Annotated in this window: 25 protein-coding genes; 11 read left to right on the top strand and 14 right to left on the bottom strand. The window is 40.1% G+C overall.

Annotated elements, in window-relative coordinates; genetic code table 11:
- Window positions 1–385 precede the first annotated feature (385 nt).
- A complete protein-coding gene (locus tag CS931_RS00360; protein WP_099203777.1) occupies window positions 386–2,044 on the top strand; it encodes a glycoside hydrolase family 32 protein in 1,659 nt (552 codons plus the stop codon).
- A 43-nt stretch (window positions 2,045–2,087) separates the two neighbouring features.
- Complete coding sequence (locus tag CS931_RS00355; RefSeq protein ID WP_099203776.1) at window positions 2,088–3,263, top strand: alpha/beta hydrolase-fold protein; 1,176 nt, start codon at window positions 2,088–2,090, stop codon at window positions 3,261–3,263.
- A gap of 53 nt (window positions 3,264–3,316) precedes the next feature.
- Here CS931_RS00355 and CS931_RS00350 read toward each other — a convergent pair whose 3' ends face one another.
- Window positions 3,317–4,165 carry a sugar phosphate isomerase/epimerase family protein gene (locus CS931_RS00350; protein ID WP_099203775.1) on the bottom strand — a complete coding sequence of 283 codons (849 nt, stop codon included), beginning with the start codon at window positions 4,163–4,165 and terminating at the stop codon, window positions 3,317–3,319.
- A 314-nt stretch (window positions 4,166–4,479) separates the two neighbouring features.
- Here CS931_RS00350 and CS931_RS00345 point away from each other — a divergent pair, with 314 nt between their 5' ends.
- The 8 genes from CS931_RS00345 (at window position 4,480) to CS931_RS00310 (ending at window position 13,547) form a co-directional block, all read left to right on the top strand.
- On the top strand, window positions 4,480–5,475 hold the full coding sequence (locus tag CS931_RS00345; protein WP_099203774.1) for a LacI family DNA-binding transcriptional regulator: 996 nt from the start codon (window positions 4,480–4,482) through the stop codon (window positions 5,473–5,475).
- Between the two features lie 396 nt (window positions 5,476–5,871).
- Entirely contained in the window at window positions 5,872–7,416 is a 1,545-nt protein-coding gene (locus CS931_RS00340) for an ABC transporter substrate-binding protein (RefSeq protein ID WP_099203773.1), read from the top strand.
- Window positions 7,417–7,536: 120 nt separating this feature from the next.
- On the top strand, window positions 7,537–8,481 hold the full coding sequence (locus CS931_RS00335) for an ABC transporter permease (RefSeq protein ID WP_099203772.1): 945 nt from the start codon (window positions 7,537–7,539) through the stop codon (window positions 8,479–8,481).
- Between the two features lie 30 nt (window positions 8,482–8,511).
- On the top strand, window positions 8,512–9,402 hold the full coding sequence (locus tag CS931_RS00330) for a carbohydrate ABC transporter permease (RefSeq protein WP_200814921.1): 891 nt from the start codon (window positions 8,512–8,514) through the stop codon (window positions 9,400–9,402).
- A 12-nt stretch (window positions 9,403–9,414) separates the two neighbouring features.
- Window positions 9,415–10,323 (top strand): MBL fold metallo-hydrolase, encoded by a 909-nt coding sequence (locus tag CS931_RS00325; protein WP_099203771.1) that lies wholly within the window; start codon window positions 9,415–9,417, stop codon window positions 10,321–10,323.
- Window positions 10,324–10,364: 41 nt separating this feature from the next.
- Window positions 10,365–11,825, top strand: coding sequence for a sucrose phosphorylase (gtfA, locus tag CS931_RS00320; RefSeq protein ID WP_099203770.1), 1,461 nt, complete (start codon window positions 10,365–10,367; stop codon window positions 11,823–11,825).
- 6 nt (window positions 11,826–11,831) lie between these two features.
- Window positions 11,832–12,620 carry an alpha/beta hydrolase gene (locus CS931_RS00315; protein ID WP_099203769.1) on the top strand — a complete coding sequence of 263 codons (789 nt, stop codon included), beginning with the start codon at window positions 11,832–11,834 and terminating at the stop codon, window positions 12,618–12,620.
- A 105-nt stretch (window positions 12,621–12,725) separates the two neighbouring features.
- Window positions 12,726–13,547, top strand: coding sequence for a Nif3-like dinuclear metal center hexameric protein (locus CS931_RS00310; RefSeq protein WP_099203768.1), 822 nt, complete (start codon window positions 12,726–12,728; stop codon window positions 13,545–13,547).
- 132 nt (window positions 13,548–13,679) lie between these two features.
- Here the strand turns inward: CS931_RS00310 and CS931_RS00305 are convergent, their stop codons facing one another.
- From CS931_RS00305 to CS931_RS00275, 7 genes are read right to left on the bottom strand one after another with little or no spacing between them, the layout of a single operon-like run.
- Entirely contained in the window at window positions 13,680–14,204 is a 525-nt protein-coding gene (locus CS931_RS00305) for a SprT-like domain-containing protein (protein WP_099203767.1), read from the bottom strand.
- Complete coding sequence (locus tag CS931_RS00300; RefSeq protein WP_099203766.1) at window positions 14,186–14,827, bottom strand: epoxyqueuosine reductase QueH; 642 nt, start codon at window positions 14,825–14,827, stop codon at window positions 14,186–14,188. Before CS931_RS00300 ends, CS931_RS00305 begins: the two co-directional genes overlap by 19 nt.
- Window positions 14,828–14,847: 20 nt before the next feature.
- Window positions 14,848–15,606: an imidazole glycerol phosphate synthase subunit HisF gene (hisF, locus tag CS931_RS00295; RefSeq protein WP_099203765.1), complete on the bottom strand. Its 759-nt coding sequence runs from the start codon at window positions 15,604–15,606 to the stop codon at window positions 14,848–14,850.
- A gap of 2 nt (window positions 15,607–15,608) precedes the next feature.
- The gene (hisH, locus tag CS931_RS00290) at window positions 15,609–16,226 is read right to left on the bottom strand and encodes an imidazole glycerol phosphate synthase subunit HisH (protein WP_099203764.1); all 618 of its coding nucleotides are present in this window, start codon (window positions 16,224–16,226) and stop codon (window positions 15,609–15,611) included.
- 9 nt (window positions 16,227–16,235) lie between these two features.
- Window positions 16,236–17,732 carry a glycerol kinase GlpK gene (gene glpK, locus CS931_RS00285; protein WP_099203763.1) on the bottom strand — a complete coding sequence of 499 codons (1,497 nt, stop codon included), beginning with the start codon at window positions 17,730–17,732 and terminating at the stop codon, window positions 16,236–16,238.
- A gap of 51 nt (window positions 17,733–17,783) precedes the next feature.
- Complete coding sequence (locus CS931_RS00280; protein WP_242964863.1) at window positions 17,784–18,302, bottom strand: hypothetical protein; 519 nt, start codon at window positions 18,300–18,302, stop codon at window positions 17,784–17,786.
- 16 nt (window positions 18,303–18,318) lie between these two features.
- Window positions 18,319–19,107, bottom strand: a complete 789-nt coding sequence (locus CS931_RS00275; RefSeq protein ID WP_099203762.1) for an ADP-ribosylglycohydrolase family protein — start codon at window positions 19,105–19,107, stop codon at window positions 18,319–18,321.
- Between the two features lie 300 nt (window positions 19,108–19,407).
- On the opposite strand from CS931_RS00275, the gene CS931_RS00270 reads away from it, so the two are divergent.
- Window positions 19,408–19,785 carry a desulfoferrodoxin gene (locus tag CS931_RS00270; RefSeq protein WP_099203761.1) on the top strand — a complete coding sequence of 126 codons (378 nt, stop codon included), beginning with the start codon at window positions 19,408–19,410 and terminating at the stop codon, window positions 19,783–19,785.
- 82 nt (window positions 19,786–19,867) lie between these two features.
- Here CS931_RS00270 and CS931_RS00265 read toward each other — a convergent pair whose 3' ends face one another.
- The 6 genes from CS931_RS00265 to hisD form a co-directional block, all read right to left on the bottom strand.
- A complete protein-coding gene (locus CS931_RS00265) occupies window positions 19,868–20,623 on the bottom strand; it encodes a class I SAM-dependent methyltransferase (protein ID WP_099203760.1) in 756 nt (251 codons plus the stop codon).
- Complete coding sequence (hisE, locus tag CS931_RS00260) at window positions 20,620–20,946, bottom strand: phosphoribosyl-ATP diphosphatase (RefSeq protein WP_099203759.1); 327 nt, start codon at window positions 20,944–20,946, stop codon at window positions 20,620–20,622. The genes CS931_RS00265 and hisE overlap by 4 nt, the downstream gene beginning before the upstream one ends.
- A 105-nt stretch (window positions 20,947–21,051) precedes the next feature.
- Window positions 21,052–22,125, bottom strand: coding sequence for a 1-(5-phosphoribosyl)-5-[(5-phosphoribosylamino)methylideneamino]imidazole-4-carboxamide isomerase (gene hisA / locus CS931_RS00255; protein WP_159459697.1), 1,074 nt, complete (start codon window positions 22,123–22,125; stop codon window positions 21,052–21,054).
- 136 nt (window positions 22,126–22,261) lie between these two features.
- Window positions 22,262–22,843, bottom strand: a complete 582-nt coding sequence (gene hisB / locus CS931_RS00250) for an imidazoleglycerol-phosphate dehydratase HisB (RefSeq protein ID WP_099203758.1) — start codon at window positions 22,841–22,843, stop codon at window positions 22,262–22,264.
- A gap of 21 nt (window positions 22,844–22,864) precedes the next feature.
- Complete coding sequence (locus CS931_RS00245; protein ID WP_099203757.1) at window positions 22,865–23,911, bottom strand: pyridoxal phosphate-dependent aminotransferase; 1,047 nt, start codon at window positions 23,909–23,911, stop codon at window positions 22,865–22,867.
- Between the two features lie 44 nt (window positions 23,912–23,955).
- Entirely contained in the window at window positions 23,956–25,248 is a 1,293-nt protein-coding gene (hisD, locus tag CS931_RS00240) for a histidinol dehydrogenase (protein ID WP_099203756.1), read from the bottom strand.
- Window positions 25,249–25,255 lie beyond the last annotated feature (7 nt).

Below are 25,255 nucleotides of genomic sequence, written 5' to 3'. Positions count from 1 at the left end.
TTTTATAGATTTTCATGAGACAATCCCAACTTGTCAATATTTTTTTCTTTTTATACCATACAATTTGCATACAAAACGAACTTATCTGAGTAGGCATACACTAAAAAACCGCCTTAAATATTTTAGATGAATAAAATATTTAAGGCGGTTTTTTACATCCCTTGATTTAAAGAACTATATAAAAGAAAATGGCAATAGCGCTGAATATACTCACTCTTATCTTATTGTTATTTTAAAGTATTCTATTAACAAAACATCTATTTTTTTAATGAATTTGCATAAGAAAACGGTTGACATTTTAATCAGCAACGAATATACTACTTTTATTGTTATCTGAAAAAGATGAATATAAAATGTATACTTTAGAGCGAGGACAAGCATTACTATGAGCAGCAAAATAATCAAAGCAGAAAAAAAATTTCTACTTATCCCCATTGCTAATGCAGAATATTGGTTTATGCCTGCAGAAAAAATACAATATCTCGGAATTTATCATGAAGGCGTCTTGCTAGAAGAACATGAAGTTATTTTAAGCCGCTCACCACGCTGTTGGAGCGGTCTTTCATTAGCTCCTTACCAAAATCAAGAATTGGAAATCCGCTTAGAACATGGTGATGAATCACTGATTGACTTACTCGAAATATCCGATTCACTGAAAGACGAAGATACTCTTTATCAAGAAATCACTCGGCCATTGGTACACTTTACACCTAAACATGGATTTATGAATGATCCAAATGGATTGTTCTTTTATGAAGGAAAGTACCATCTCTTTGCTCAACTGAACCCTTATGGTTTTGGCGTAGCCAATACACATTGGTTGCACGCTGTCAGCACTGACCTTATGCACTGGGTGCAACTACCTCACGCGTTAATTCCTGATGAAAGCGGAAGAATGTATTCGGGCGGCGGTGTTGTCGATTGGGAAAATACCTCTGGCATGCAAAAAAGTGACCATCCCCCCATTTTTTTATTTTATACCGCAGCAGGCAGCAAATCTCGTTGGAGTCAATCTCGATACTTTGAAATTGCTGTTGCGATTAGCACCGATGGAGGCATAAGCTTTCATAAATACGAAAAAAATCCCATCCTTCCCCATATTTCATTTATGAATCGAGACCCCAAGGTGGTTCGTCACCCAGACGGAAATCGTTGGATTATGGTGATTTTTCTGGACAACAATCGCTATCAATTCCTTTATTCTAGTAATCTCCTAGACTGGGAACCCGGACAAATTATTCAAATTCACCACAGTGCAGAATGCCCCGATCTTTTTTGTTTGCCATTAGACGGTGACACCAATAACATCAAATGGATTCTTTGGGCTTCTACTGATAACTACATCATAGGGCATTTTGAAGGAAAACATTTTATTGCTGAAACCGATACCATTTGCGGTCCTTCCCATCAATCTATCTCTGCCTATAATCTTTCGAATCCTTCCACATCTGCCTACGCTGCTCAGACTTTCTCTGATGCACCCAGTGGAAGAGTGATTCAAATGTCGTGGATTAGAACTCGCGTACTGCATGGACCATTTACCAGCTGTATCAGTCTCCCCCATGAATTAAGTTTGCTTTCTACTGAAAATGGACCTAGACTTTCTGTGCTGCCGGCTAAGGAGATTGAGCATATGTATGAAAAAAACTTTTCCTTTGTTCACAGAGGACTTGAAGAAATAGAACGTGTTCCTACTAAATATTTGAGTGAAGCGATGGACATGACCATTCGATTCAGCACCAAAAAAGATAAACTAATCGCCTTTTCTGTTCGAGGCGTCCTCATTGTATATGATCCTCAAAAACAAATTCTCATTTTACCAAATGGTGCTTTTACTCTGGAAAACGACCATGATTTCCTTGAACTTCGTATCATAACTGATCGATGCTCAGTTGAAATTTATGCAAACAACGGGCTATTCAATATGACATTGGGCACTGTGCTTGATCCGGCCAATGTCAGTATTCAACCTGTCTTGCTAGACCCTGCTGTCACAGTTGATTTTGAACTCCATACCCTCAAAAGCTCTTGGGAAAAAATATAACTACTTCCCTTACAAAATATAAAATACTGAAAGGAATATCGAAATGAATTTATCTGAAAAATACTACCCCTCTGCCGGCATTAACAGTGCTATTGCGGAAACATCTGTCAGCTTTGAGCCTCAGCTTCCTCTAGGAAAACCCGCGGGCACAGCACTTCATGTTGAAAAAGACTCTTTGATTCCGCCAGGCATTATGATGCTGGATGAAGGAAGAATGCGGTTAAACTTTGCTGCCGGTGACGTAAGTTCTGTCGAGGCCGTTGTCCACAACGAAAGGATTTCTCTTGTTAAAGATGAAAATGGTATTTGGTCTGCCGAAGTTGACGGTAAAGACGGAGGCTTTTGCCCCATCGTTTTTTATGTAGATGGTGCTCAAGTTTTAAACCCTATGGTTCCTATTGGATTCGGCGGTTCTCATCCGATTAACTATGCTGATATTCCACAAAAAGGGAATGATTTTTTCCTGTATAAAGACGTCCCCCACGGTGCTGTGGTACAAGAATATTATAATTCAAAAGCAACAGGTTGCACCAAAAGCTGTCTTGTTTATACACCGCCGGGATATATGAAAGGCACATCTGACTACCCCGTTCTATATCTTCAACACGGCCACGGCGAAAACGAGCAATGCTGGGTACATCAAGGAAAAGCAAATTTTATTATGGACAACTTGATTGCTGAAGGAAAAATTAAACCCTGCCTTGTTGTCATGAATAATGGTATGGTTCAAAAGGAAGAGGATGGCCTTCGCAAGCTAGACATTACAAAGATTGAAAATATGTTACTGGAAGACTGCATTCCCTTTATTGAAGAACATTACCGCGTGCGCACTGATAAATGGAGCCGCGCCATGGCAGGACTTTCTATGGGTTCTATGCAAACCAGTATGGTTACAATGAAACATCCAGACATTTTTGGATATGTCGGTGTATTTAGTGGATTTGTATCTCCACTTGAGGGATTATTATCTGATAGCTCTTACTTAAAAGAGCTAGACAACAAAGAAAAATTCGAAGAAGACTACAAAATATTTTTCCGTGCTGTTGGCAAGACTGACTTCCTGGCTTTGGAAAAATTCCATATGGACAGCAAACTGTTTGCAGAAAAAGGCTTGTCCCCTGAAAACAGCAATACACATGTAGAAAAATTTTATACCGGAGAGCATGAGTGGAATGTATGGCGCATGTGCCTACGTGATTTTGCACAATATTTGTTCTGATACGCTCTTAATAAAAAAGAAACCTACTGCTTTTCAGCGGTAGGTTTCTTTTCTTATATATTTCTTAGGTAATCTAAATCTTCTTGAACAGAAGTAAATACATCGCCGGTATAGGCGTATTCACGTTCTACGATATAGGCCTCTGTTCCCTGCGCGTCTGCTATTGGCTTAAGATGAGGAATATTAATTAGGCCTTCTCCTAATTTGCAGTTAAATGTCAAAAATTCATTAATTTTTGCTTTGATTTCGGGAGTAAGAATAGGATTTCCTTTTTCGTCTTTCTCTGCATTTTCCATGAATTTATGAGCGGATTCATCTGGCTTCAGCATTCGGTTTGTTTCTTTTACGTGAATCAACGGCACACGTCCGGCATATTTTTGAACTAGGTCAGCGGCATTGTATCCGGCACGCCATATCCAACCCACGTCAAACTCAAAGCCAACAAGCGTTGGGTCAGTGTGACTCAAAAAAGTTTCTAAAACGGTTTCTCCCTCAAACTTGTCAAAATCATTATTGTGGTTGTGATAACCATATTTTAAACCAAATGTTTTTGCTTTTTCTCCATATTTATTCATTTTTTCGGCAATCGCTAAAGCCTCTTCATGGCTGTGCACACTCACCCCCGGACAAATCATATATTTAGCGCCTAAATCTGCTAAATATTCCATTTGACCATCCATTTCATCCATGCTCACATGAGCGCCTATTACCTTTAGGTCAAAATCTTTTAATACTTTCTTTAATTCTTGTGCGGGTTGATCTCCATATAGGTTACCAAAAAATTCAACACCTGTGTATCCCATTTTGGCTGTTCGTTCTAAATACTCATTAAAAATGGCAGTAGAATATTTTTCACGAAATAGCCACGAGTAAGTGGCTGTTTGAATATAAACCTCTTCCATTATTTTTCCTCCTCCTGTTTGTAAATCGACTACGTTTATCTTATCGCAACATTCTAAAATAAGCAAACGTTTTCTCTTATTATTTATTAAAATTTTGCGAAATATCTACACTAATTTTAAATATCATCAATTTAAGCATAATAACTGTGCAAACGCTTACCTAAGATTGTAAATTATTTGACAAATACATTCCAGTGTGTTATGTTTTGATAATGAAAATACAGTGGATGAGGTTTGCACTAAAGTAATATATTCAGTTAAAAGACTCGATAACCTCCCTGCTTTTTATATTGACGAAGGAAGGACGGTCATTCATGGCAACCCTAAAGGATGTAGCCGCCAAAGTTGGTGTTTCGATTACCACTGTTTCAAGAGTACTCAACAACAGAGGTTCAATTAGCCAAGAAACTAAAGATAAAGTTTTTAAAGTAATGAAAGAAATGAACTATTTTCCCAATGAGATGGCAAGATCTCTCTCTAATAAAAACAGCCATTTGATTGGGCTCATTGTACCTTATATCGACCACACCTTTTTTGGGGTACTGACAGCTGCCATTGAAGAAGCCTGCTACAAGCTTGGTTATAAGCTATTTCTCTGCACATCAGGCGGGCACTCTGACCGCGAAAAAGAACTATTTTCTATGCTGCAAGCCAATAATGTGGCTGGCGTATTAGTCTGTAGCCGTGTAGTAGAATCTTCTGCCTATAAGGAGAGTGCCATCCCTCTTGTTAGTATTGAACGCACCATCGATGATATTCCTTCTATCTCGTGTGATAACTACAAGGGTGGTGTATTAGCAGCTCAAGAACTGATCGCAAGCGGCTGTGAACACCTTCTTTTGATTGGCAACCGTATTGTTTCTGAACATCTTCCGGCTTATTTGCGTTACAAAGGATTTAGAGATGAATGCCAGCGAACAGGGAAAGCATACAGTGAGCACTATATTGACTCCGAAGATATCTTTGGCAAAAACTTGGATAAAAATGTAAAAGATATTATCAAACGCTACCCTCTTACTGACGGCATTTTTGCTACAAGTGACGTGTTGGCCGCTCACTTATTTAACAGTTTGGGAAATTCTCAAGAATTCCCCAAACGATATAAATTAGTCGGATTTGATGGACTGGATATCTCTGAATATTGTGGCATCAGCACTATCGCACAACCAATCCGACAAATGGGAGAGCTAGCTGTAGACGTACTAATTAAGCGCATTAACGAATCTCTTGTGGCAGAACGGTATATCTTACCTGTTTCGCTCATTCGACGTAAGACCTCTTGTCCTCAGACTTCAAACAAAATAAAATAAATCTTTCATTTAATAAATAATAAACGGTCGTGGCTTTTCACGACCGTTTATTATTTATTAAAAAGGTAACACTAGTAACGATTTTAAAATATGGTTAGTAAATTTGCCTAATTTTAATTCACATCAAATTTTTTTATTAATTTTTCGTTGAAAACACCAAAAAAGCTAGATTTAATCAGCTTTTTAAGGAAAACGATTGTCTTATCCCTCCGTCATATTTGGTCTATTTTTCTTTGATTCTTATTTATATCGACAAAATAATATAAAATATTCACTTTATTTTTATATTTTTATTGACATTGTTCTTAAATTAGGTTATTATCTCAATATCAACTTTAGGTTAACGTTTGCGCAAAACGAGCAAACTAACCATATTTTATTCTTGGAGGTAAAATCATGTCAACAAAAAAACTATTTGCTGCTCTTCTTGCCCTGATGATGGTTGTCACATCTTTGGCAGGCTGTGCAAATAACAAAGGTACTTCTTCTACAGAATCTAGTACTCCTGCAACATCAGAAACCTCTTCTAAAAAAGAAGTTTCTTCTGAAGCCGGCACAGATGAAGAGTATCCCACTATTTCTACTATGGTAATTTGCGGTTCTATCCCTGCTGACGCAGACAAAGTTGCTGAAGAACTCAGCAAAATCACTAGAGAAAAAATTGGTGTCAACGTCGAGTTCGTTATGATTGAAGTTGCCAACGTAGCAACTCAGCTTAACCTACTGCTTTCAGGCGGTGATGATACACTGGATGTTTACATGGCTGGTGTGAGCGTACCTTACAGCACTGTTGTGAACAATGGTCAAGCACTTGCTTTAGACGATTTGATGAAACCTTATGAAGCAGACATGAAAGCTGCTCTTGGTGAAAATGTCTATGAAGCCGGCCGCGTTGATGGCAATCTTTACGGCATTGGCCACTTGCTCGATCAAGCTTCTACAGCTGCTTACAACCTCCGTGCTGACATTGCAACTGAGTTTGGATATAAAAACGGCGATAAAGTTGATCTTGCTGAACTAACTGAACTATTCAGCAAAATTAAAGCAAAATATCCTGACACCCCCCTCATCGGACCGATGAACGGCGGACCCAATATCGGCGACTCACGTATTGATCAATTAGGTAACAAATTAGGCGTTCTCGAAGATTACGGCCAGACAACAACCGTAACCAATTACTATGAGAGCGAAGGCTATAAAGAATTGGTTGGCTACTTTAAACAATGGTCTGAAATGGGCGCTTATATGCCTGACTTGCTCAACGTAGCAGATGCTCCTGTTGATTTCATTCCTTCTGGAAAAGCCTTTGGTAACTTTGCAGGACACTTTAGTGCTGAAATGAACGGCATTTGGTCTTCACAAAACTTTGGTACAGAAATCGCTTCTCTCCAAATTTATGATGATGCTGTTGCTGTTACACCTTGGGGTTATGATTGTATCAACCCAGCTTCTAAGAATCCTGAAAAAGCTGCTGCCTATATCAACTTGATGGCTACTGATTCTGATGCTGTTAATCTAATTATTAACGGTATTCAAAATGAGCACTATACTTTGAAAGATGATAATACTGCCACTTATGTAGAAGGCAAAAATGTTTCTACAACAGGTTGGGCAATGGGTTATTCTTGGACAGCTCTGAACTCCACACTATCTTATCCTTTTGAATACCCAACTGATTATTATCAGCAATTAAAAGATGCCAACAAAAATGCTCATCAATCTAAAGCTTTTGGATGCCAATTTGATTTGACCAGCGTTTCTGATGCTGTTTCAGCTTGTACAAACGTTGTTAATCAGTATGAAAATGCACTAGCATCTGGTTCTGTTACAGATTTTGAAGGAACCCTTGCTCAGTTCCAACAGGGACTAAAGGATGCTGGTATTGATACAATTATCGCTGCCAAACAACAACAGCTCGATGCATTCCTTGCAAGTAAATAATCTTAAAATTTAAATGACTGTTTGTAATGTGGGCAGATAAGTATCTTATCTGCCTTCATTCAAATATTAGGTAAGTCTGTGTTTGACTAAAAAATTTTTGCGAGGGAGGACGTTGTCCCCATGGAAAAAACCATACAGCCCAAATCTCAAAAACCAAAAAAAGTAAATCGTTTTACGAAAGATCTTCCGCTTTACGCATTGATGATTCCGGGCTTACTCTATTTGCTTCTGAATAACTATCTTCCTATGTTTGGCCTAAGCTTTGCCTTTAAAAAAATAAATTATTCGGTAGGTATTTTTAAGAGCCCTTGGGTCGGCTTTGATAACTTTAAATACCTGTTTCAAACTAAAGATGCTTTTATTATTTTCCGTAACACTTTGCTCTACAATCTAGCTTTTATCGTTCTCGGAACTGTTTTAGCTATTGTCGTTGCCATCTTATTAAGCCAAGTACGTGCCAAATCTTTAAGAGTTTATCAAACTAGCATTTTGCTGCCGTTTTTATTGTCATCTGCTGTTATCAGCTATTTAGCATTTGCCTTTCTTAGTGTAGACAATGGGTTTATCAATAATTCAATTCTCGAACCACTTGGTATGAAAGACATCAGCTGGTATTCTTCTCCACAGTATTGGCCTGTTATTCTTACCGTCATTTACCTATGGAAATCATTCGGCTATTCTTCCATTTTATATTATGCAACCTTGGTCGGAATAGACGATTCATATTATGAAGCTGCTGTTATTGATGGTGCCTCTACCTGGCAGCAAATCAAACACATCACACTCCCCTGCTTAAAGACAACCATTATCACTTTGGTGGTGATTCATTTGGGCAGAATGTTCTACTCTGATTTCGGTCTCTTCTATCAGGTACCCATGAACAACGGCCTTCTCTACAACACCACAAACACCATCGACACCTATGTCTATCGTGGCCTTTTACAGCTAAACGATATCGGTCGTTCATCAGCTGCCGGTTTTATGCAATCCATTCTAGGTTTTATCCTTGTAATGGGCGCAAATATCATTACAAGAAAAGTCGACAAAGACAGTGCTCTGTTTTAATTTGTCCATAGAAAGGAATGAATCAATTGCATGATTACCAATACTAAGCTTTCAAAAATTGTGCCTCACGTTTGTTTGGCTATTTTAACTTTGACCTGTATTTTGCCTTTGTTACTTTTGGCTTTGGCTTCTTTTACTGATGAGCAAACCCTCTTGTTAAATGGCTATTCGTTCTTCCCTGCAAAATTCAGCATGGCTGCTTATCAATATATCTTCAAAGCAGGCAACGCTATTTTACGTGCCTATAGCATTACTATTTTTATCACCATTATCGGTACTATTTGCAATATGGCTATGACTGTTTTACTAGCCTACCCGCTGGCTCGTCCGGGCTTAAAAGGAAGAAATCTAATCGCTTTTATTGTTTTCTTCACCATGTTGTTCAACGGCGGTCTTGTTCCCACCTATATTATGTATTCACAAATGTTCCACATTCGTGATACCATTTTTGCTCTGTTAATTCCGTCTTTTTTGATGAGTCCTTTCAATGTCATTCTCGTCCGAAACTATTTTAAAACCAATATTCCCGATGCCATTATTGAAGCTGCTAAGCTAGACGGTGCCAGTGAAATCAACACTCTCGTTCGTGTTGTTCTGCCAATGTCGACGCCGATTATTGGTACAATCGGTCTAATGTCCGGTCTAGCTTACTGGAACGACTGGACCAACGGTCTTTATTACCTTGTCAAACGTACTGATTTGTATACGATTCAAAATGTTCTGACCAATATGCTGAATAATGCTCAGTTCTTAAAGACTGCTTCACAGCTGCAAGGCGTTAATGTTGAAATGGGCACGCTCCCCAGCGTAGGAATTCGTATGGCTATTGCAGTGGTCGCACTGCTCCCCGTCGTTATCGTTTATCCTTTTATCCAGAAATCTTTCGTTAAAGGCATTGTGGTTGGCGGCGTTAAAGGATAAGGAGGAATCTTTATGTCAAACTGGAAAAAACATATGCAAATCAGTGATGAGTTTGCTTCTTCTATCAAAACCCAAGCTCACAAAGTTTATGACATAAATCCTTATGTTCTAGTCTTTGAAAATGAAGAAAATTCGCATATTCATCATCTTTACTTTGATGCCCATAGCAAAGGTGCAGCCGTTTGGATGCACCTCATTGAGGGCAAAGATCGTGCTCTCTTGATTGACACCGGCTTTGGCATTGGCAACTTAAAAGGATTGGTCGAAACCTTAACCGATAAGCCATTCGATGTAGTCAACACTCATTTTCACGGCGATCACAGTGCGGGAAACAGTCAATTTGAGCGTATATTCTGCCATAAATATGATGTTCCATATCTGCAAGATACTTTCAAACACGCTGATCACCGCATGTTGCCTCCCGCTGAATTTTTTAAACCGGAAGATGTTGTGCCAATAGAGCCTTATGAAATCGTCAGTATAGAAGATGGTCATCAGTTTGTTTTGGGAGAAAATCATGCGGTAGAAGTCATTCACATGCCCGGACACGCTGCCGGTGGCTGTATATTGCTTGATCACCAAAGCGGTATGCTATTCAGCGGTGATGCCATTCTATCGACCCCTACATTGATTATTGGTCGATTCCCTAATCCTTATTACCCTGAATGTCTAACTGTCACGGCTTTTCGTGATACTCTATCTACCGTAATGCCTCGCTTGCAATCTGTCAAAAAACTATATCCCAGTCACAGTAGATTAGGGTTATCCCCTATTTATTTGCAGGACATGTTAGATTGCTGTAACGCTATTATCAGTCATCCTGATGAATATGAAGTTTATGACTATGTTCCTGACCCCGACCAGAAACAAATTAAATGTATCGGGAATGCTATGATTGTCTATTCTAATTCTAGAATATAAATACTTTTATCTCCTTCTACAGAGAAAGGACAACCCAATCTATGAAAAAATTATCGAATCAAATCATGCTGATTACCTACAGTGATTCTATGGGCCATAACTTGGAAGAATTGCATCATATCTTGAAACAGCATGTAGGCAGTGCCATTGGCGGTGTTCATCTTTTACCATTTTTCCCTTCTTCAGGGGATAGAGGGTTTGCCCCTATGACTTATCGTGAGGTTGATAAGTCTTTTGGTGACTGGACAAACATCACCAATTTATCTGAAGATTATTATCTTATGGCTGACTATATGATTAATCATATTTCGGCACAAAGTGAATACTACAAAGATTTTTTGCAAAAAAAGGACAACTCCGAATACAAGGACCTCTTTATTCGCTATAAGGATTTTTGGGAGAACGGTGAACCCACACAAGAACAGGTTGATATTATTTATAAACGCAAACCTAAAGCACCGTATATTGATGCTCAATTTGCAGATGGCACTACCGAAAAAATATGGTGTACCTTTGGCGAAGAACAAATTGATATTAACTGCCCTTCTGAAACAGCAAAGAAATTTTTGCGTGAGAATTTAGAGGGATTGGCTAAATATGGTATTGCCATCATTCGTCTTGACGCCTTTGCTTATGCCACCAAAAGAGCGGATACTACCTGCTTTTTTGTTGAGCCCGAGGTTTGGGATCTCTTAAATGAAACGGCTGAAATTGTGAAGCCCTATGGCGCTACGATTCTTCCCGAAATTCATGAACACTACACGATGCAGCAGAAAATTGCTGACAAAGATTATTATGTATATGACTTTGCCCTCCCCATGCTTCTGATTAATGCACTTTATTATGGTCAATCTCCCTATTTAAAGCATTGGCTAGAAATCTGCCCTAGAAAACAATTCACGACTTTGGATACCCATGATGGTATTGGTGTTGTCGATGTAAAAGATTTGCTGCCTGATGAAGAGATTGAAAAAACAAAAGAAGATATTTTCCGTTTTGGTGCCAATGTCAAAAAAATATACAACACCGCTACCTATAACAATCTTGATATCTATCAAGTGAACTGCACTTACTATTCTGCTTTAGGTGAAGATGACAGTGCTTATTTGATTGCCCGTGCTGTGCAATTTTTTGCCCCTGGTATTCCCCAGGTATACTATGTTGGTATGCTAGCTGGCCGAAATGATATTGAATTGTTAGAAGCCACTAAAGAAGGACGCAACATCAACCGACACTACTACACTGAACAAGAAGTGGAAGAAGAAGTTAAACGCCCTGTCGTTCGCAAGCTGTTAGATTTGATGAAATTCAGAAATAAATGTAAAGCATTTGATGGCTCTTTTATTTTGCTCCCCTCTTCAGAAGAAGAACTGTGGATTCGCAGAGAAAACGGTGATGAAATTGCCGAACTGAGAGTAAACTTTAAAAAGAAAACCTATACCATTACTGCGGGAACAGCTGATTTCATGAAAACAATTGATACAAACGAAAATAAGGAGTAAACTAATATGGCACAGATTCATTGCAATTTCTTTTCTTATTCTCTCTGTCACGGCGTAGATATAGCCGTGACACTGCCGTCCTTTACTTCTTGTAATATGGACGAAGAACACACACACCAATTACCCGAAAAATTTCCGGTTGTTTACCTTCTTCATGGTCATGGCAATGATTATATGGTATGGCATCGTTATACCAATGTTGACCGTTATGCAGAAGAAAAACGCATTGCCATCGTTACTTTTTCAGTTGGCAATAAAGCATATATGAACGCTGGCTCAGGTGATAACTATTATGATTTCCTAGAGCATGAGCTACCAAATTTTGTAGAATCCTATTTCCCTGTTTCTAGCAAACCTGAAGAACGCTATATTGCCGGTCTTTCTATGGGCGGCTACGGCGCGTTATTGCACGGACTAGAAAATCCAGAACGTTATAGTGCCATTGGTGCTTTTTCCCCTGCCGTTTTTGCCGGAAAAGATTTACTTACACTTCAAAAAGAAAAACCAGATATGCCTCCTTTCGTAGATATAATTGAAACTACTAAAAATGCATTGGCCAGTGGTAAAAAACTTCCTGACTTGTTTTTATGCATTGGTGACAAAGATTTCTTATATGAAAAAGTCACTGCCTACAATCAATTCTTGCAAGAAAATTGGCAAGGTGCGAGATATCGCTATGATGATCTGCCGAATTATGAACACGAGTTTTCAATTTGGGATCTCGAGGTTTCCGCTTTCTTAGAGTGGATTGACAGAAAAGATGTTTATAAAAAAATGGGACCCAACAAAGTATAAGTGAAACCATGTCGCAGTGCAGGATAAACCTTGCTACTGCGGCTGTTAGTTTTTAAGCCAAATAAAATTTTCGTGCTTATCTACGTAAGCAGAAAGGAATTGATCATGAAAATTTCAGAAGTAATTGCGAAGTTAGAAGCTCACCATAGTCCCCTTGACCCAAGCAGAAGAACTTGTGATGGTGTACAATACGGTAATCCTGACCAAGAATGCACCGGTGTTGTTGTCACTTGTTGCCCCACAGCTGCTGTTATACAGAAAGCAGCTGAGATGGGATACAATTTCATCCTTGGACATGAACCGGCTTTCTTTGACGGTTGGGATGAAACCGATTGGCTACAAGACAATGCTGTCTATCAGGCAAAAAAACAATTGCTTGATGAAACAGGGATTGTTCTATATCGAGATCATGATCGTGTACACAATGAAAAGCCTGATGTTGTCTTTTCTGGATTAGCCAAACAATTGGGTTGGACAGATTATGCGGTAGATACGGACGGACATCTTGGTTTTCAATATATCATTCCCAAATCTACTGTAAAAGATGTTGCGGCTCATGTAGCCAAAGTCATGAACATTGACGGAATTCGTTTTTTAGGTAATCCTGATATGGAAGTGACCAAAGTTTGCATTGCTGCCCATTTCTTGGGTTCTGATTGGGATAAGGGACAAATTAAATTTATTGACTCAACTGATTGTGAACTTATTATTCCCGGAGAAATCATTGACTGGACACTAGGACAGTACATTCAAGATTCCAACGCCTTGGGTATTAAGAAAGCTGTTCTCAACGTGGGACATTTTAACCTTGAAGAGCCTGGTATGAAAAGCATGGTAGAGTGGTTGCCTGATGTATTCGGCCCCGATGTACCCGTAGAATTTGTTCAATCTGGCAATAGCTTTAGCTGGCTAGACTATAAAAAATAATTCATAAACTGAGTTTTGCAAGACACTAACTAAATTAATAAAAAAGATATCCTATGATTTTAATGAATCATAGGATATCTTTTTCTGCGAGATTGAGAAAGATTTGGTCTGCTTTTCGCTTCACCCTTTATATTACTTTATTCTCTTCAGCTTGCCCCCGCATTTGCAGCGATACAAATTAGGTTTAGCAATCACTTTTGTAAGTTTCTCTCTGCCAATTTTTTGTCCGCAGTTTTGGCATTGCAGCAGATATGTATATTCTTTTGGGGTTTCATTTTCTTCATTTTGATATTTGACGGTTCGACTGATGTTATAACCTGTCTGCTGGTTGACAATATTGGCATAGTACTTCCATAGTCTGCCATGATTCGAGCAGCCCTGGCAGGTATGCAAGAGTTCGTGCAAAAGAGTTTGCTGGGGTAAGTCAGGATAAATCTGCACAAATTCAGGCTTAAAACAGGTTGCTGATAACTCAATCGTAAAAACGTCTTGTTTTTTGATACAACAACCTAATCTTGATTTTGTACGCCAATTCAGCTTGACTTGCGGCACTATCTTTTCTGAAATGGGAATGGCTAACTGCTTTAAAAAAGCAATTTGCTTATACAGCATTTCATCAAGTTCTGTTTGCAAGAGGGTTACTCTGTCCTCTGACATTCTGCCTCCCTTTGTGCTTTAGAGTAGATACATCCGCAGTAGTCTTGTCGATAGAGATTGTAATCTCTTGACAATTGAATTGACCGCTTATAGCCCTCTTTCTTCTTAAAATCCGATGGTAAATGCGCAATGCCAAACTCTTCTCCCAAACGTTCACCAATCTCATTTAGTACTGCCGAATTCTTCATGGGACTAATCGAAAGTGTTGTGGTAAAGTAGTCACAACCTAGTTCTTTTGCTTTCTGTGCTGCCTCGCGCATGCGCAATTCATAACATTTATGGCAGCGCTCTCCCCCTTCTCGAAGGGTTTCTAGCCCCTTTGCCAGCTCCTCGAATTTCTCATTTTCATATTCGCAAGATATAATGTTGACACTCTCAGACAAATTCATTTCACCGACCAAACGCACAAATTCTTTTTTACGTTTCATAAATTCATCGTAGGGGGCAATATTGGGGTTATAAAAGAGTGCATAAATTGCAAAATGAGAAGCAATGCTCTCTAACACCGCACTGGAACAAGGACCACAGCACACATGCAAGAGCAATTTCGGTTTTGTATCCGCATCAAATTTCTGAATGAGTGCATCCATCTCTTTTGCGTAATTTCTTTTTATATTCGACATAAGTTCACCTAAGATTTTTGTTATTGTCTAACGGAAATCCCCTGATTCTGCAAATAGATTTTTAAATCAGGAATACTGATTTCTTTAAAATGGAATAGAGAAGCCGCTAATACAGCATCCGCCTTCCCCTCTGTGATGACTTCTGAAAAATGAGAGAGTTGCCCTGCACCGCCAGAGGCAATGACAGGCAATGATACTGATTCTGAAATGGCTCTTGTTAGTTCCAAGTCATAGCCAGCCTTTGTGCCATCGCAGTCCATACTGGTTAGCAGAATTTCACCTGCTCCCAATTTTTCGACCTCTCTCGCCCATTCAACCGCATCTCTGCCGGTATCAATTCGCCCACCATTCAGATAGAGCGTCCATTTTCCGTCTGCTGTGCGTTTGGCATCCATCGCCACCACAACACATTGACTGCCAAATTTATAGGCAGCATCTTGAATTAATGTAGGATTTTTCAGTGCCGACGAATTGACCGACACCTTGTCTGCTCCAGCACGCAGAATCTCTGTGAAGTCTTCAATTGTGCGAATACCACCGCCCACTGTAAACGGAATGAAAATATTCTGTGCCACTTTTTCAACAATATCAGTCATAATACCACGGCTGTCTGATGAAGCTGTGATATCTAGAAGCACCAGTTCGTCGGCACTTTGCCTGTTATATTCTATAGCCGCTTCAACAGGATCGCCCGCATCACGAAGCCCCACAAAATTAGTTCCTTTTACCACTCGTCCATCCTTTAAATCCAAACAAGGAATGATTCTTTTTGCGTACATGATTAGCCCTCCCTATTCATGGCAGCACTGAAATTTTTGAGCATGGCAATACCTGTTTCTCCACTCTTTTCAGGGTGAAATTGGCATGCCCAGAGGTTGCCTTTCTGCACGGCTGCATCAAACGGAATCCCATAATCGGCTCGTGCCGATACAATCGGTTCTTCTGCTTGCAAATAATAGGAGTGCACAAAATAAACATATGGGTTTTCAGGCAGACCGTCAAAAATCCCACTGTCATTTTTGACGTCCAAAGAATTCCAACCGATATGCGGTACTTTAACCCCTAAATTGGCAGGAAACTTCTTAAACTTGCCTTTCAAAATTCCCAACCCTTCTATTCCTGGAGACTCTTCACTGCTTTCAAACAAGACTTGCATGCCAAGACAAATGCCCAAAAAAGGCTTATCGGCTGCCGTCCATTCCTGAATAGCCGTAGCAAATCCTCTTTTTTTCAGATTCGCCATGGCATCTCCAAATGAACCAACCCCCGGCAAAAGAACAGCCTTACTGTTTTTTAATGCTTTGGGGTCATCTGCCAGCACCGCTTCACAACCGATAAAACGCAATGCATTCATCACGCTTTGAATATTTCCCGCTCCATAATCAATTACTGTTACCAAAAAATCACCCTATTCCACCCAATTTTGACTTCTCTCCACCGCTTTATGCCAGCGCTGAATCCTATAGTTCCTTCTTTCTTCTGGCATATCCGGTAAAAATTCAGTTCCTAGCTGCCAGATAGACGACAATTCCTCTTGATTTTCCCATACGCCAACCGCCAGTCCTGCCAGCATTGCTGCACCAAGAGCTGTTGTTTCTAAACAAGACGGTTTCTCTACTTTTGTCTTTAGAATATCTGCCTGAAACTGCATCAAAAACCAACTTTTAGATGCTCCGCCGTCAACTCGAAATCCACAAAGTTTTTCTCCTGTCTCTTCTTCAAAAAGACGCAGCAAATCTGCACTTTCATGTGCAATGCTTTCTAAAACGGCACGGCAGATATGTGCTTTTGATGTTCCTCTGGTTATCCCCAGCAAAGCACCTCGTGCATACATATCCCAATACGGTGCGCCCAATCCTGTAAAAGCAGGAACAAACCACACATCTCCGGTGTCCTCTACAGTTTCGGCAAGCTGATCACATTCTGCTGCCGACTGGATAATTCCCAGTTCATCTCTCAGCCATTTAATTGCCGAACCAGCATGAAACGCACTGCCCTCCAGTGCGTAAACAACTTGGTCGCCAATCTTCCAACCAATTGTCGTTAATAATCCGTTTTCAGAATCTATCGGTTTTGTTCCCGTATTCATCAACGCAAAACAACCTGTTCCATAGGTATTCTTAATCATCCCTTTTTCAAAACAGCACTGACCAAATAGCGCAGCATGTTGATCCCCTGCAATACCTGCAATTGGAATGGCTTCTCCTAAAACAGCAGCTTCACAATACCCGATCACGCCACTTGAATCTACCACTTTTGGCAAAGCCTGACGAGGAATTTCTAAATAATTCAACAATTTATCGTCCCAGCAAAGTTTGCGAATGTCAAAAAGCATGGTGCGAGAAGCATTTGAAACATCTGTCACATAGGTTTTTCTGTCAGTCAAGGCATAAATTAGCCATGTATCAATCGTACCAAAGCAAAGCCGATTTTCTTCTGCTAACTTTTTGGCCGTCGGTATATTTTCCATTATCCAATTCATTTTTGTGCCGGAAAAATAAGGATCAACCAAAAGGCCTGTTGTTTTTTTAATATAGCCAACCCATTCCGTTTTTTTGAGCTCTTCACATTTAGCAGCTGTTCGTCGGCACTGCCAAACAATGGCATTACAAATCGGCAATCCGGTGTGAGCATCCCATGCTACCGTCGTTTCACGTTGATTGGTTATTCCAATCGCCGCAATATCTCTGGCTGAAATTCCAGATTGAGCTACCGCCTGCCGCATGGCAAACAAAACGCTTTCTAAAATTTCAACAGCATCATGCTCAACATAACCTGGTTGTGGATAAATTTGAGTAAATTCCTTTTGCCCAACACCCACAATACTGCCCCATGCATCAAACAGAATCGCTCGCGAACTAGTTGTTCCTTGATCGAGTGACAAGATGTATTGACCAACTTTCATAGGGATTCCCCTTTCTAAAAATCCTTATTTACCTTGGTTGCCTCTACTGTTTTATTTTCTGAACTTATTCCAAAATCGTTCCCATTTTTCGCTTACCGACGGTTTCGAATGATAAATTGTATAACTTTTAAGCCATTCCGGATTGATTTTTTCCAATATAACTTGCGGGAATTCGTATTTAGAGGGGTCTTTTTGTATTTTTAATTCTGTTAGAATCTTTTGATATTGTTTAATGCTCATTTCTTCATAATCTACTTTTAAAGCTCGGTAATTGCCCGGTTTAGTGTATTTATACGTATACAAAAAATCAGCCCATACCCCAAACTCTGTCAATTTCACAAATTTATCTGGTACATCTAAAGTCATTTTAACAGTAGCAGAAACTTTTCCGCTTGTATTTTGTCTTCTGCCTTTTATTACGCCAAAAATAGGACATTCACATTTCAACTCTAATAGTTCAATTAGTGCCCCATATTCTCCTCGAAACGAAATACTGGGCTTTGCTCGGTAAATTTCGCCGCGCTTCAATATTTTAAGAACAGCTTGAGATTGATAGGTCTGCACAATCATCTGTATTCTCCTCTTGTTATGTGGTTTTTGTTGCCCAATCAAACAAATAAGTATCAAACTGCCCGTTTTGACTTGGCTTTATTAAATATCGTTTTAAAATTTCAATCTCATCAAAACCGGTTTTACCGTAAAAAGCGTCTGCTATACTTCCTGCAATGCACCCAACCGTATCTGTGTCGCAAGGCACACTCAGGGCATTTCTCATGCAGCTTTCCCAGTCATCACTCTCAAAGAAACACCGGATGACCAGCGGCATTGTGCCCATCGCACTCGTATCAAACTTAGAAAATGGGCGGTATAAAAACAGTGGCTTACAGGTCTGATAACCATAGCTTTTCACATAGCGTAAAAGCTCTTTTTTGCTCTCTCCCTGCCGCGCCAGATAAATCATCCCTGCTGTTACTACAGCTGCTTTAACACCCTCAGGATGATTATGTGTACACATAGAACTGACCTCTGCCTCACGCTCAACCAGTTCAAGCGTAGAGAAATGCTCCCCAATAAAGCTAACGCGCATAGCAGAGCCGTTCCCATAGCTGTTATAGCCTTTAGAAGAACTTCTCATGACCCAATTTCTAAACATATTGCCATAACCGGCATTCGGATAGCGTTTTGCAAAACTGGAATACGCTCTGGCATACGGACATCCGGTTAAAACCGCATATTTTGTGGCAATGCTTAGAACACTATCATCTGTATAGCGGCTGAGGCTATCAAAAAGTTTAACTGTCTTGTGATTGAATCCTTTAGGGCGACTGAATTCATACAGTGACCCGGCAATATCACCCAAAATGGCTCCATACATAATGGCAATTCCTCCAACTAGTGTTGGGTTTTAGTATAACATTTTTGGATAAAAATTTCTAGTAAGAAGTTCGCTTGCGTTGATTTGTTTGCTTTTATTTTTCTTTTTACTACAGGTTAGGCAAATAGAAACCACTTTCAAGCGTTCATATTGTCTTTCCAATTTGTAGAAAAGTAAAAAATAAAAATGATAATCTTTTCTTTAAAACGACCCTCTTTACTTTTTCCCAAGAAATGCTATAATAATAAATGCCATATTAGGGCAAGAAAATGAAATGAAAATATGAAAGGGTGTACCATTATGAAAAAATTCTATCGTTGCAGTGTATGCGGAAACATCGTTGGTTTAATCAATGAAGGAGGCGGCGAGCTTGTTTGCTGTCATCAACCCATGAAGCTTCTCACAGCCAACACTACTGACGCAGCTACTGAGAAACATGTACCTGTTTTCTCTGTGAACGGCAACCAGCTACATGTGAACGTAGGCGATGTTGACCACCCCATGACTGCTGAGCATTATATTCAGTGGATTATGGTTTCTCAAGCAGGACACACCCAGAGAGTTGAACTTACCCCCGAAGACAAACCTGCTGCCGATTTTGTTATCAAAGAAAATGAGCCATTTGTTGTCTATGAATACTGCAACCTACATGGTCTGTGGAAAGCAGAAAGCAAATAATTTTACATTTCACAAAACCTCCTGCTCTTATATGGGCCGGAGGTTCTTTCTATTTCTATGCTTTTATTGCAAATAACTGTCACTATTTATGATTTTTGGCAACAATCATAAAACGATGTGCAGTAGATTCTATCTTTCCTTCTTGCTCGCACAATTCATGGAGTTTTAAGAGTTTTTCCTGTGCCGCATTGACTGAAAACTCAGGGAATTCCCAAGGAATTTGTTTGGCATAATAGCAAAGTGCTCCTACCTCCGTAAAAACTGTTTTTTGGTAGCTCTGATTTTGATACATTAGTCTAAATCCTGCATCAGCAAAGCGCTTTGACTCATTTTCAAGATTATGCGTGAAACTCGTCGGCATGAAATCAGGACACAAATAAGACGAAAGCTCTCGATTATTGCTACTACCTACCTGTTGCGTAATGAAAAAGCCATTTGGCTTTAATATCCTTTTGAGTTCTTTAATGTCATAAGAGCCATGACGATTGATAACCACGTCAAACGAACTCTCCTCAAAGGGAAGTTTCGCTGTTCCCTCCACGGCGGCAACGGTTATACCAAGTGGGGTCAGTCTCTTTTGGCACAGTTCAACATTAGGAGGATAGCTCTCGGTTACACTCGTTAAAGCATAAGGGTGGCGCAGAGAAAGTAAAAATTCACCTGCTCCCGTGTCCATATCCAATAGTCTTGTCTGTGGTTTTAAGAACGCTTTTACTTTTTCCCGATAATCCCAAGGCGGCTTACCTTCAGCATATCTCCCCTCCAGATGAGAAAAATCCCAACCTGCAAAAGCGGCTTGTTCTTCCCTTTTCCAATAGGTAATCAAGTCATCGCTCATGAGTTTTTATCCACCTGATGAAATTGTTTGAGATTGCCTGCCTTTTCACTTCTCTTGCTTAGTTCGGCCTGCACCGCTTCATAAGAAATGCCTTCATTTGCCATCAGCACCACCAAATGATACAGTAAATCGCTGATTTCAAGCACGGTTTCTTCATTATCCCCATTTTTAGCGGCGATAATAACTTCACTGCACTCTTCCCCACATTTTTTTAGAATCTTGTCTATTCCTTTTTCAAATAGATAGCAGGTATAAGAACCCTCTACTTGATTTTCTTTTCGAGATAAAACGGTTTGATATAGTTCCTCTAAAACATCTGTCATGGTTAATTCCTCCTTTTAGGAAAAGAAAGTCCTTTTTCAAAAGCAAATTCTCGCATTTTGAAAAATAGACTTCTAAATAGATTTATTATCTTCTTACATTGGCACTCAGAATAAACCGATTTCTTTAAAGAAACAGCTTGTTTTGCCTGTGTGGCAAGCAGGGCCTTTTGGTTTGACCTGAATCAACAAAGTATCATCGTCGCAGTCTGCCGTCACGCTGATAATTTGCTGTGTATTACCTGAAGTTTCGCCCTTATGCCAGAGTTGATTACGACTTCTGCTATAGAACCATGTCTGCCCTGTTTTCATAGATTTCTCAAAGGATTCACGGTTCATATAAGCCATCATCAGCACCTGCTTTGTATCTACATCCTGTATAATAGCCGGAATTAATTCAGATTTAGTAAAATAGCGGTCTAAGTTGTCTTCCACTTCAGTGCGATTTTTGGGGTGCTTTAATGTAATTCGCTGTGCCAAAACAATGGCAGAAGATAAATCCATGGTCTTTGAATAAACCGATTTGCCGACAATCGCACCATATAGTCCTAAGTCATGCAAACTGATAATATCCATAATCGTACTGACACCGCCGCTTGCGATGATATTCGTCTTAACTGAATTGTTGATTTTATCAAGCATCGCCAAGTTCGGGCCATTTAACGTGCCGTCTTTGCTAATATCTGTGAAGATAATATAGCTGGCTCCCATGCGGTCAATTTTTTTGGCAAGTTCGAGATAGTCTACTTCACTCTTGTCAAGCCAACCGTCTGCCGCCACCTTGCCGCCCAGTGCATCAATCCCGACTGCAATTTTTTTGCCGTGCTTATCAATGGCACGTTGCACAAAATCAGGGTCATGCAAGGCTGCTGACCCAAGAATAACACGGTCGATGCCGCCATCAAGATAAAACTCAACGGTATCCATATCACGGATACCCCCGCCAATCTCAATCTGCATATCTGTATTTTTTCTGACGTCAAAAATCACTTCATGGTTACAAGGACGTCTGCTTTTGGCACCGTCTAAATCAACCATATGCAGCCATCTGGCGCCTTGTCTCTCAAAAGCTTTTGCTGTCTGCACAGGATCATTCGCCACCACTTCAGCTGTGGCATAATCTCCTTGAAATAGTCGGACACACTGCCCATCTTTTAAATCAATTGCCGGTAAAATAATCATGTATAAATGCCCGTTCCTTTCTTCCGCCAAATTGCGGTTTATGTACTGTTTCTCTTTTTCAACAGTTTTTTCTTCTATCTTCCATCATTCAAACAGCACAAATTTCATTTCAAAGTATATTTTCTCTCATTTTATTCTACAATACTCCTTTTGAAGAAAGAATATTGTCATCTCCTGTCAAGCTCACTGCTTCTTTCAGTGCATGACCTGTGGCCTTAAATAATGCTTCAATCATATGATGAGAATTCTTACCATATTTGCACCCCAAATGCAAGGTTATCCCTGCATTGAAAGCAAAGGCTCGAAAAAACTCTTCTGTCATACAGGTATCAAAATCGCCCACTTTTTCTTGTGGAAATTCTGCTTGAAACACCAAAAAAGGACGCCCGCTGATATCTAAACTGGCAAAGCCCAAAGCTTCATCCATTGGGACAAAAAATGAACCATAGCGTGCAATGCCGCCTTTATCTGCTAAAGCTTGCCCCAAAGCCTGCCCCAGTACAATGCCGGTATCCTCTACTGTATGGTGGCAGTCTACATGCCAATCTCCCACTGTTTTGACAATCAGCCCAAAGCCGCCGTGTACTGCAAACGCTGTCAGCATATGGTCAAAAAATCCCACACCTGTCGAAACCTCAATTTCGCCGCCGTCTAAGCAAAGGTCAATATACACTTGCGTTTCTTTGGTTTCACGCTCAATTTGCGCCTGCCGATTCATCTTATCCCCTCTTTCTGCCCATCACTGCTGATAATATTCTCGAATTGCCGATACAACCGCTTCATTTTCTGCCGGATTCCCACATGTAATTCTCACAAGTCCTGCTGTCAAACGCACAGCAATCTCTTTTTTGGCAATGAAATCTGTCAGCTCTTGTGGGTTCTGTGTCACGAGTGATACAAAGTTCGTACAACTCTCTAGCACTTCAAACGAGGCACCCTGTTTTTGAACAGCCAGTAATTCCTCATAAAGACTTTCTTTTGAAGCCACAATCGTTTGAATTGCGTTGTTAAGCTTGTTTTGATGACTTAATACAACAGAGGCTAATTTTTGCGTCATGGCGTTCACATTATATGGCGATTTAGCCGCTTTTAAAATAGAAGTAATCTCTTTTGATGCCACGGCAAAACCAAGACGAAGTCCTGCCAAAGCAAACGCTTTAGAGCAAGTTCTCAAGATGATGAGATTGTCATAGCCTTCATATTCCCCTAACAGGCTTTGATCCCAAAAATCCATATAGGCTTCATCCAACACGACAAGCGCTTTTACGCTTTGAATTAGCCGCCTGACCTCTTCTTTGGAAATGCCCAAAGAGGTGGGGTTACAGGGGTTGCTGAAAATCAAAAGCTTAACATCCCTATTGTTACAGGTTTCAATCACGCTGTCAATATCCAATTGGAAGTTTTTATCTTTCAAAATTCTTACTTCTTCTGCTTGCGCCAGCTGCCCATAAAAAGAATACATTGAAAAATCGGGTGCAAGGGTTGCAAAGCGGTCGCCTTTTTCCAAAAAAATAGAAAAGATTACAGAAATCAGCTCGTCAGAACCATTTCCTGCCGTCACATCTTGCAAGCGAATTCCATAGTATTCGGCAAATGTGCGGCATACTTCCGCTGCCATAGGGTCAGGGTAGCGATTCAAAGGAATTTTTTGTATCTTTCTGGCCATTTCATCCACAATTTCCTGAGGAAGCTTGAGAAATGACTCATTTGCATTTAAATAAATTTCGCAAGGTTGTGTATTAGGATTATATGGCTCAAGTGCGCCAATTTTGCTGTTCCATTCCATTTTACTCTTCCTTTCATTTGCCTCATTCCAAACGACTTTTCCGCTTAGTTCATTTCTTTACGTATCGCAATCGCATTCGCATGTGCCGTAAGTTCTTCTATCTCTGCCAGACAAATAATATCATCTGCCGCTTTCAGCAGTTCATTTTTGGGGTAATAAATAAAGCTTTCTTTTTTCAGGAAGGTGTCCACCGATAGCGGAGAAAAGAACCTTGCTGTTCCGCTCGTCGGTAAAACATGGTTTGCTCCGGCATAATAATCACCCAGTGGTTCAGGTGAGTAATTCCCCAAGAAAAGAGAACCGGCATTATCAAGCTTACCAATATATTCGAACGGGTTTTCACAACATACCTCTAAATGCTCAGGGGCCAACTCGTTAGCAAACTCTATCATCTGCTCCTTGTTCTCGCAAACTAAAATTGCACCAAAATCTTGTATCGATTTTTCAATAATCTCTTTTCGGCTAAGATTCTGCATCTGTTTTTCGATTTCTTCTGCTGTTTCTTTTGCAACTTTTTCAGAAGTAGTGAGTAAAATGGCAGATGCCATCACGTCATGTTCTGCTTGGCTCATTAAATCTGCCGCTAAATAATTTGGTTTTGCCGTTTTGTCAGCCATCACAAGAATTTCACTCGGTCCGGCAATCATGTCAATATCTACGGTGCCATAGAGTTGTTTTTTCGCCGTGGCAACAAAAATATTGCCAGGGCCAACGATTTTATCCACCCGAGGGATACTTTCTGTGCCAAAAGCTAGTCCGGCAACTGCCTGTGCGCCGCCAATTAAGAAAATTCTGTCTGCACCAGCAATGACAGCAGCTGCCATAATATTAGGGTCAGGCGCACCATTTCGTCCCGGTGGTGTCACCATGACGATTTCTCCCACTTCCGCAACTTTTGCCGGAATTGTGTTCATCAACACCGACGACGGATACGCTGCTGTACCACCCGGCACATACACACCCACACGCTTCAATCCCCTGACACGCTGCCCCATTATGATTCCTTCAGGAGTTGTGTCAATTCGGCTCTGTTGTTTTTGCCGCATATGAAAATTACGAATATTTTCAGCTGCCCTTTCTAGCGCTGCCAAGAATTTCGGATTACATTCTTTCATCATCTCTTTGGCTTCTTCAATCGAAAGCTCTAACGATTCAGGACACCAGCCATCAAATTTCTCGGCATACTGCCGGATTGCAGTGTCGCCATTTTGACGGACATTTTCGATGATTTCAGCGACAGCTGAATCGGCTCTTCTATCATTTTCGTGGACACGTTCCTTGAGTTCTTTCACAAACTGTGCGCAAACTGCCTGATTTCCCTTTACAATCCGAATCATAACTGCC

It is taken from the genome of Scatolibacter rhodanostii (assembly GCF_900197595.1).
In the GTDB taxonomy this organism is placed as follows: domain Bacteria; phylum Bacillota; class Clostridia; order Oscillospirales; family Acutalibacteraceae; genus Scatolibacter; species Scatolibacter rhodanostii.
Note: the sequence above shows the minus strand (reverse complement) of the source record. Positions and strands in the feature narration are given on the sequence as shown.

Coding starts and splice junctions, on each gene's coding strand:
- hisE (WP_099203759.1), bottom strand. CDS start 20,946: ATGACAGATGTTTTAGAGGAACTATATCAAACCGTTTTATCTCGAAAA.
- CS931_RS00350 (WP_099203775.1), bottom strand. CDS start 4,165: ATGGAAGAGGTTTATATTCAAACAGCCACTTACTCGTGGCTATTTCGT.
- CS931_RS00340 (WP_099203773.1), top strand. CDS start 5,872: ATGTCAACAAAAAAACTATTTGCTGCTCTTCTTGCCCTGATGATGGTT.
- CS931_RS00310 (WP_099203768.1), top strand. CDS start 12,726: ATGAAAATTTCAGAAGTAATTGCGAAGTTAGAAGCTCACCATAGTCCC.
- CS931_RS00325 (WP_099203771.1), top strand. CDS start 9,415: ATGTCAAACTGGAAAAAACATATGCAAATCAGTGATGAGTTTGCTTCT.
- gtfA (WP_099203770.1), top strand. CDS start 10,365: ATGAAAAAATTATCGAATCAAATCATGCTGATTACCTACAGTGATTCT.
- hisA (WP_159459697.1), bottom strand. CDS start 22,125: ATGATTATTTTACCGGCAATTGATTTAAAAGATGGGCAGTGTGTCCGA.
- CS931_RS00345 (WP_099203774.1), top strand. CDS start 4,480: ATGGCAACCCTAAAGGATGTAGCCGCCAAAGTTGGTGTTTCGATTACC.
- CS931_RS00275 (WP_099203762.1), bottom strand. CDS start 19,107: ATGTATGGAGCCATTTTGGGTGATATTGCCGGGTCACTGTATGAATTC.
- CS931_RS00245 (WP_099203757.1), bottom strand. CDS start 23,911: ATGGAATGGAACAGCAAAATTGGCGCACTTGAGCCATATAATCCTAAT.
- CS931_RS00280 (WP_242964863.1), bottom strand. CDS start 18,302: ATGATTGTGCAGACCTATCAATCTCAAGCTGTTCTTAAAATATTGAAG.
- CS931_RS00355 (WP_099203776.1), top strand. CDS start 2,088: ATGAATTTATCTGAAAAATACTACCCCTCTGCCGGCATTAACAGTGCT.
- CS931_RS00335 (WP_099203772.1), top strand. CDS start 7,537: ATGGAAAAAACCATACAGCCCAAATCTCAAAAACCAAAAAAAGTAAAT.
- CS931_RS00270 (WP_099203761.1), top strand. CDS start 19,408: ATGAAAAAATTCTATCGTTGCAGTGTATGCGGAAACATCGTTGGTTTA.
- CS931_RS00265 (WP_099203760.1), bottom strand. CDS start 20,623: ATGAGCGATGACTTGATTACCTATTGGAAAAGGGAAGAACAAGCCGCT.
- CS931_RS00360 (WP_099203777.1), top strand. CDS start 386: ATGAGCAGCAAAATAATCAAAGCAGAAAAAAAATTTCTACTTATCCCC.
- hisF (WP_099203765.1), bottom strand. CDS start 15,606: ATGTACGCAAAAAGAATCATTCCTTGTTTGGATTTAAAGGATGGACGA.
- CS931_RS00300 (WP_099203766.1), bottom strand. CDS start 14,827: ATGTCGAATATAAAAAGAAATTACGCAAAAGAGATGGATGCACTCATT.
- CS931_RS00315 (WP_099203769.1), top strand. CDS start 11,832: ATGGCACAGATTCATTGCAATTTCTTTTCTTATTCTCTCTGTCACGGC.
- CS931_RS00330 (WP_200814921.1), top strand. CDS start 8,512: ATGATTACCAATACTAAGCTTTCAAAAATTGTGCCTCACGTTTGTTTG.
- hisD (WP_099203756.1), bottom strand. CDS start 25,248: ATGATTCGGATTGTAAAGGGAAATCAGGCAGTTTGCGCACAGTTTGTG.
- glpK (WP_099203763.1), bottom strand. CDS start 17,732: ATGAAAGTTGGTCAATACATCTTGTCACTCGATCAAGGAACAACTAGT.
- hisB (WP_099203758.1), bottom strand. CDS start 22,843: ATGAATCGGCAGGCGCAAATTGAGCGTGAAACCAAAGAAACGCAAGTG.
- CS931_RS00305 (WP_099203767.1), bottom strand. CDS start 14,204: ATGTCAGAGGACAGAGTAACCCTCTTGCAAACAGAACTTGATGAAATG.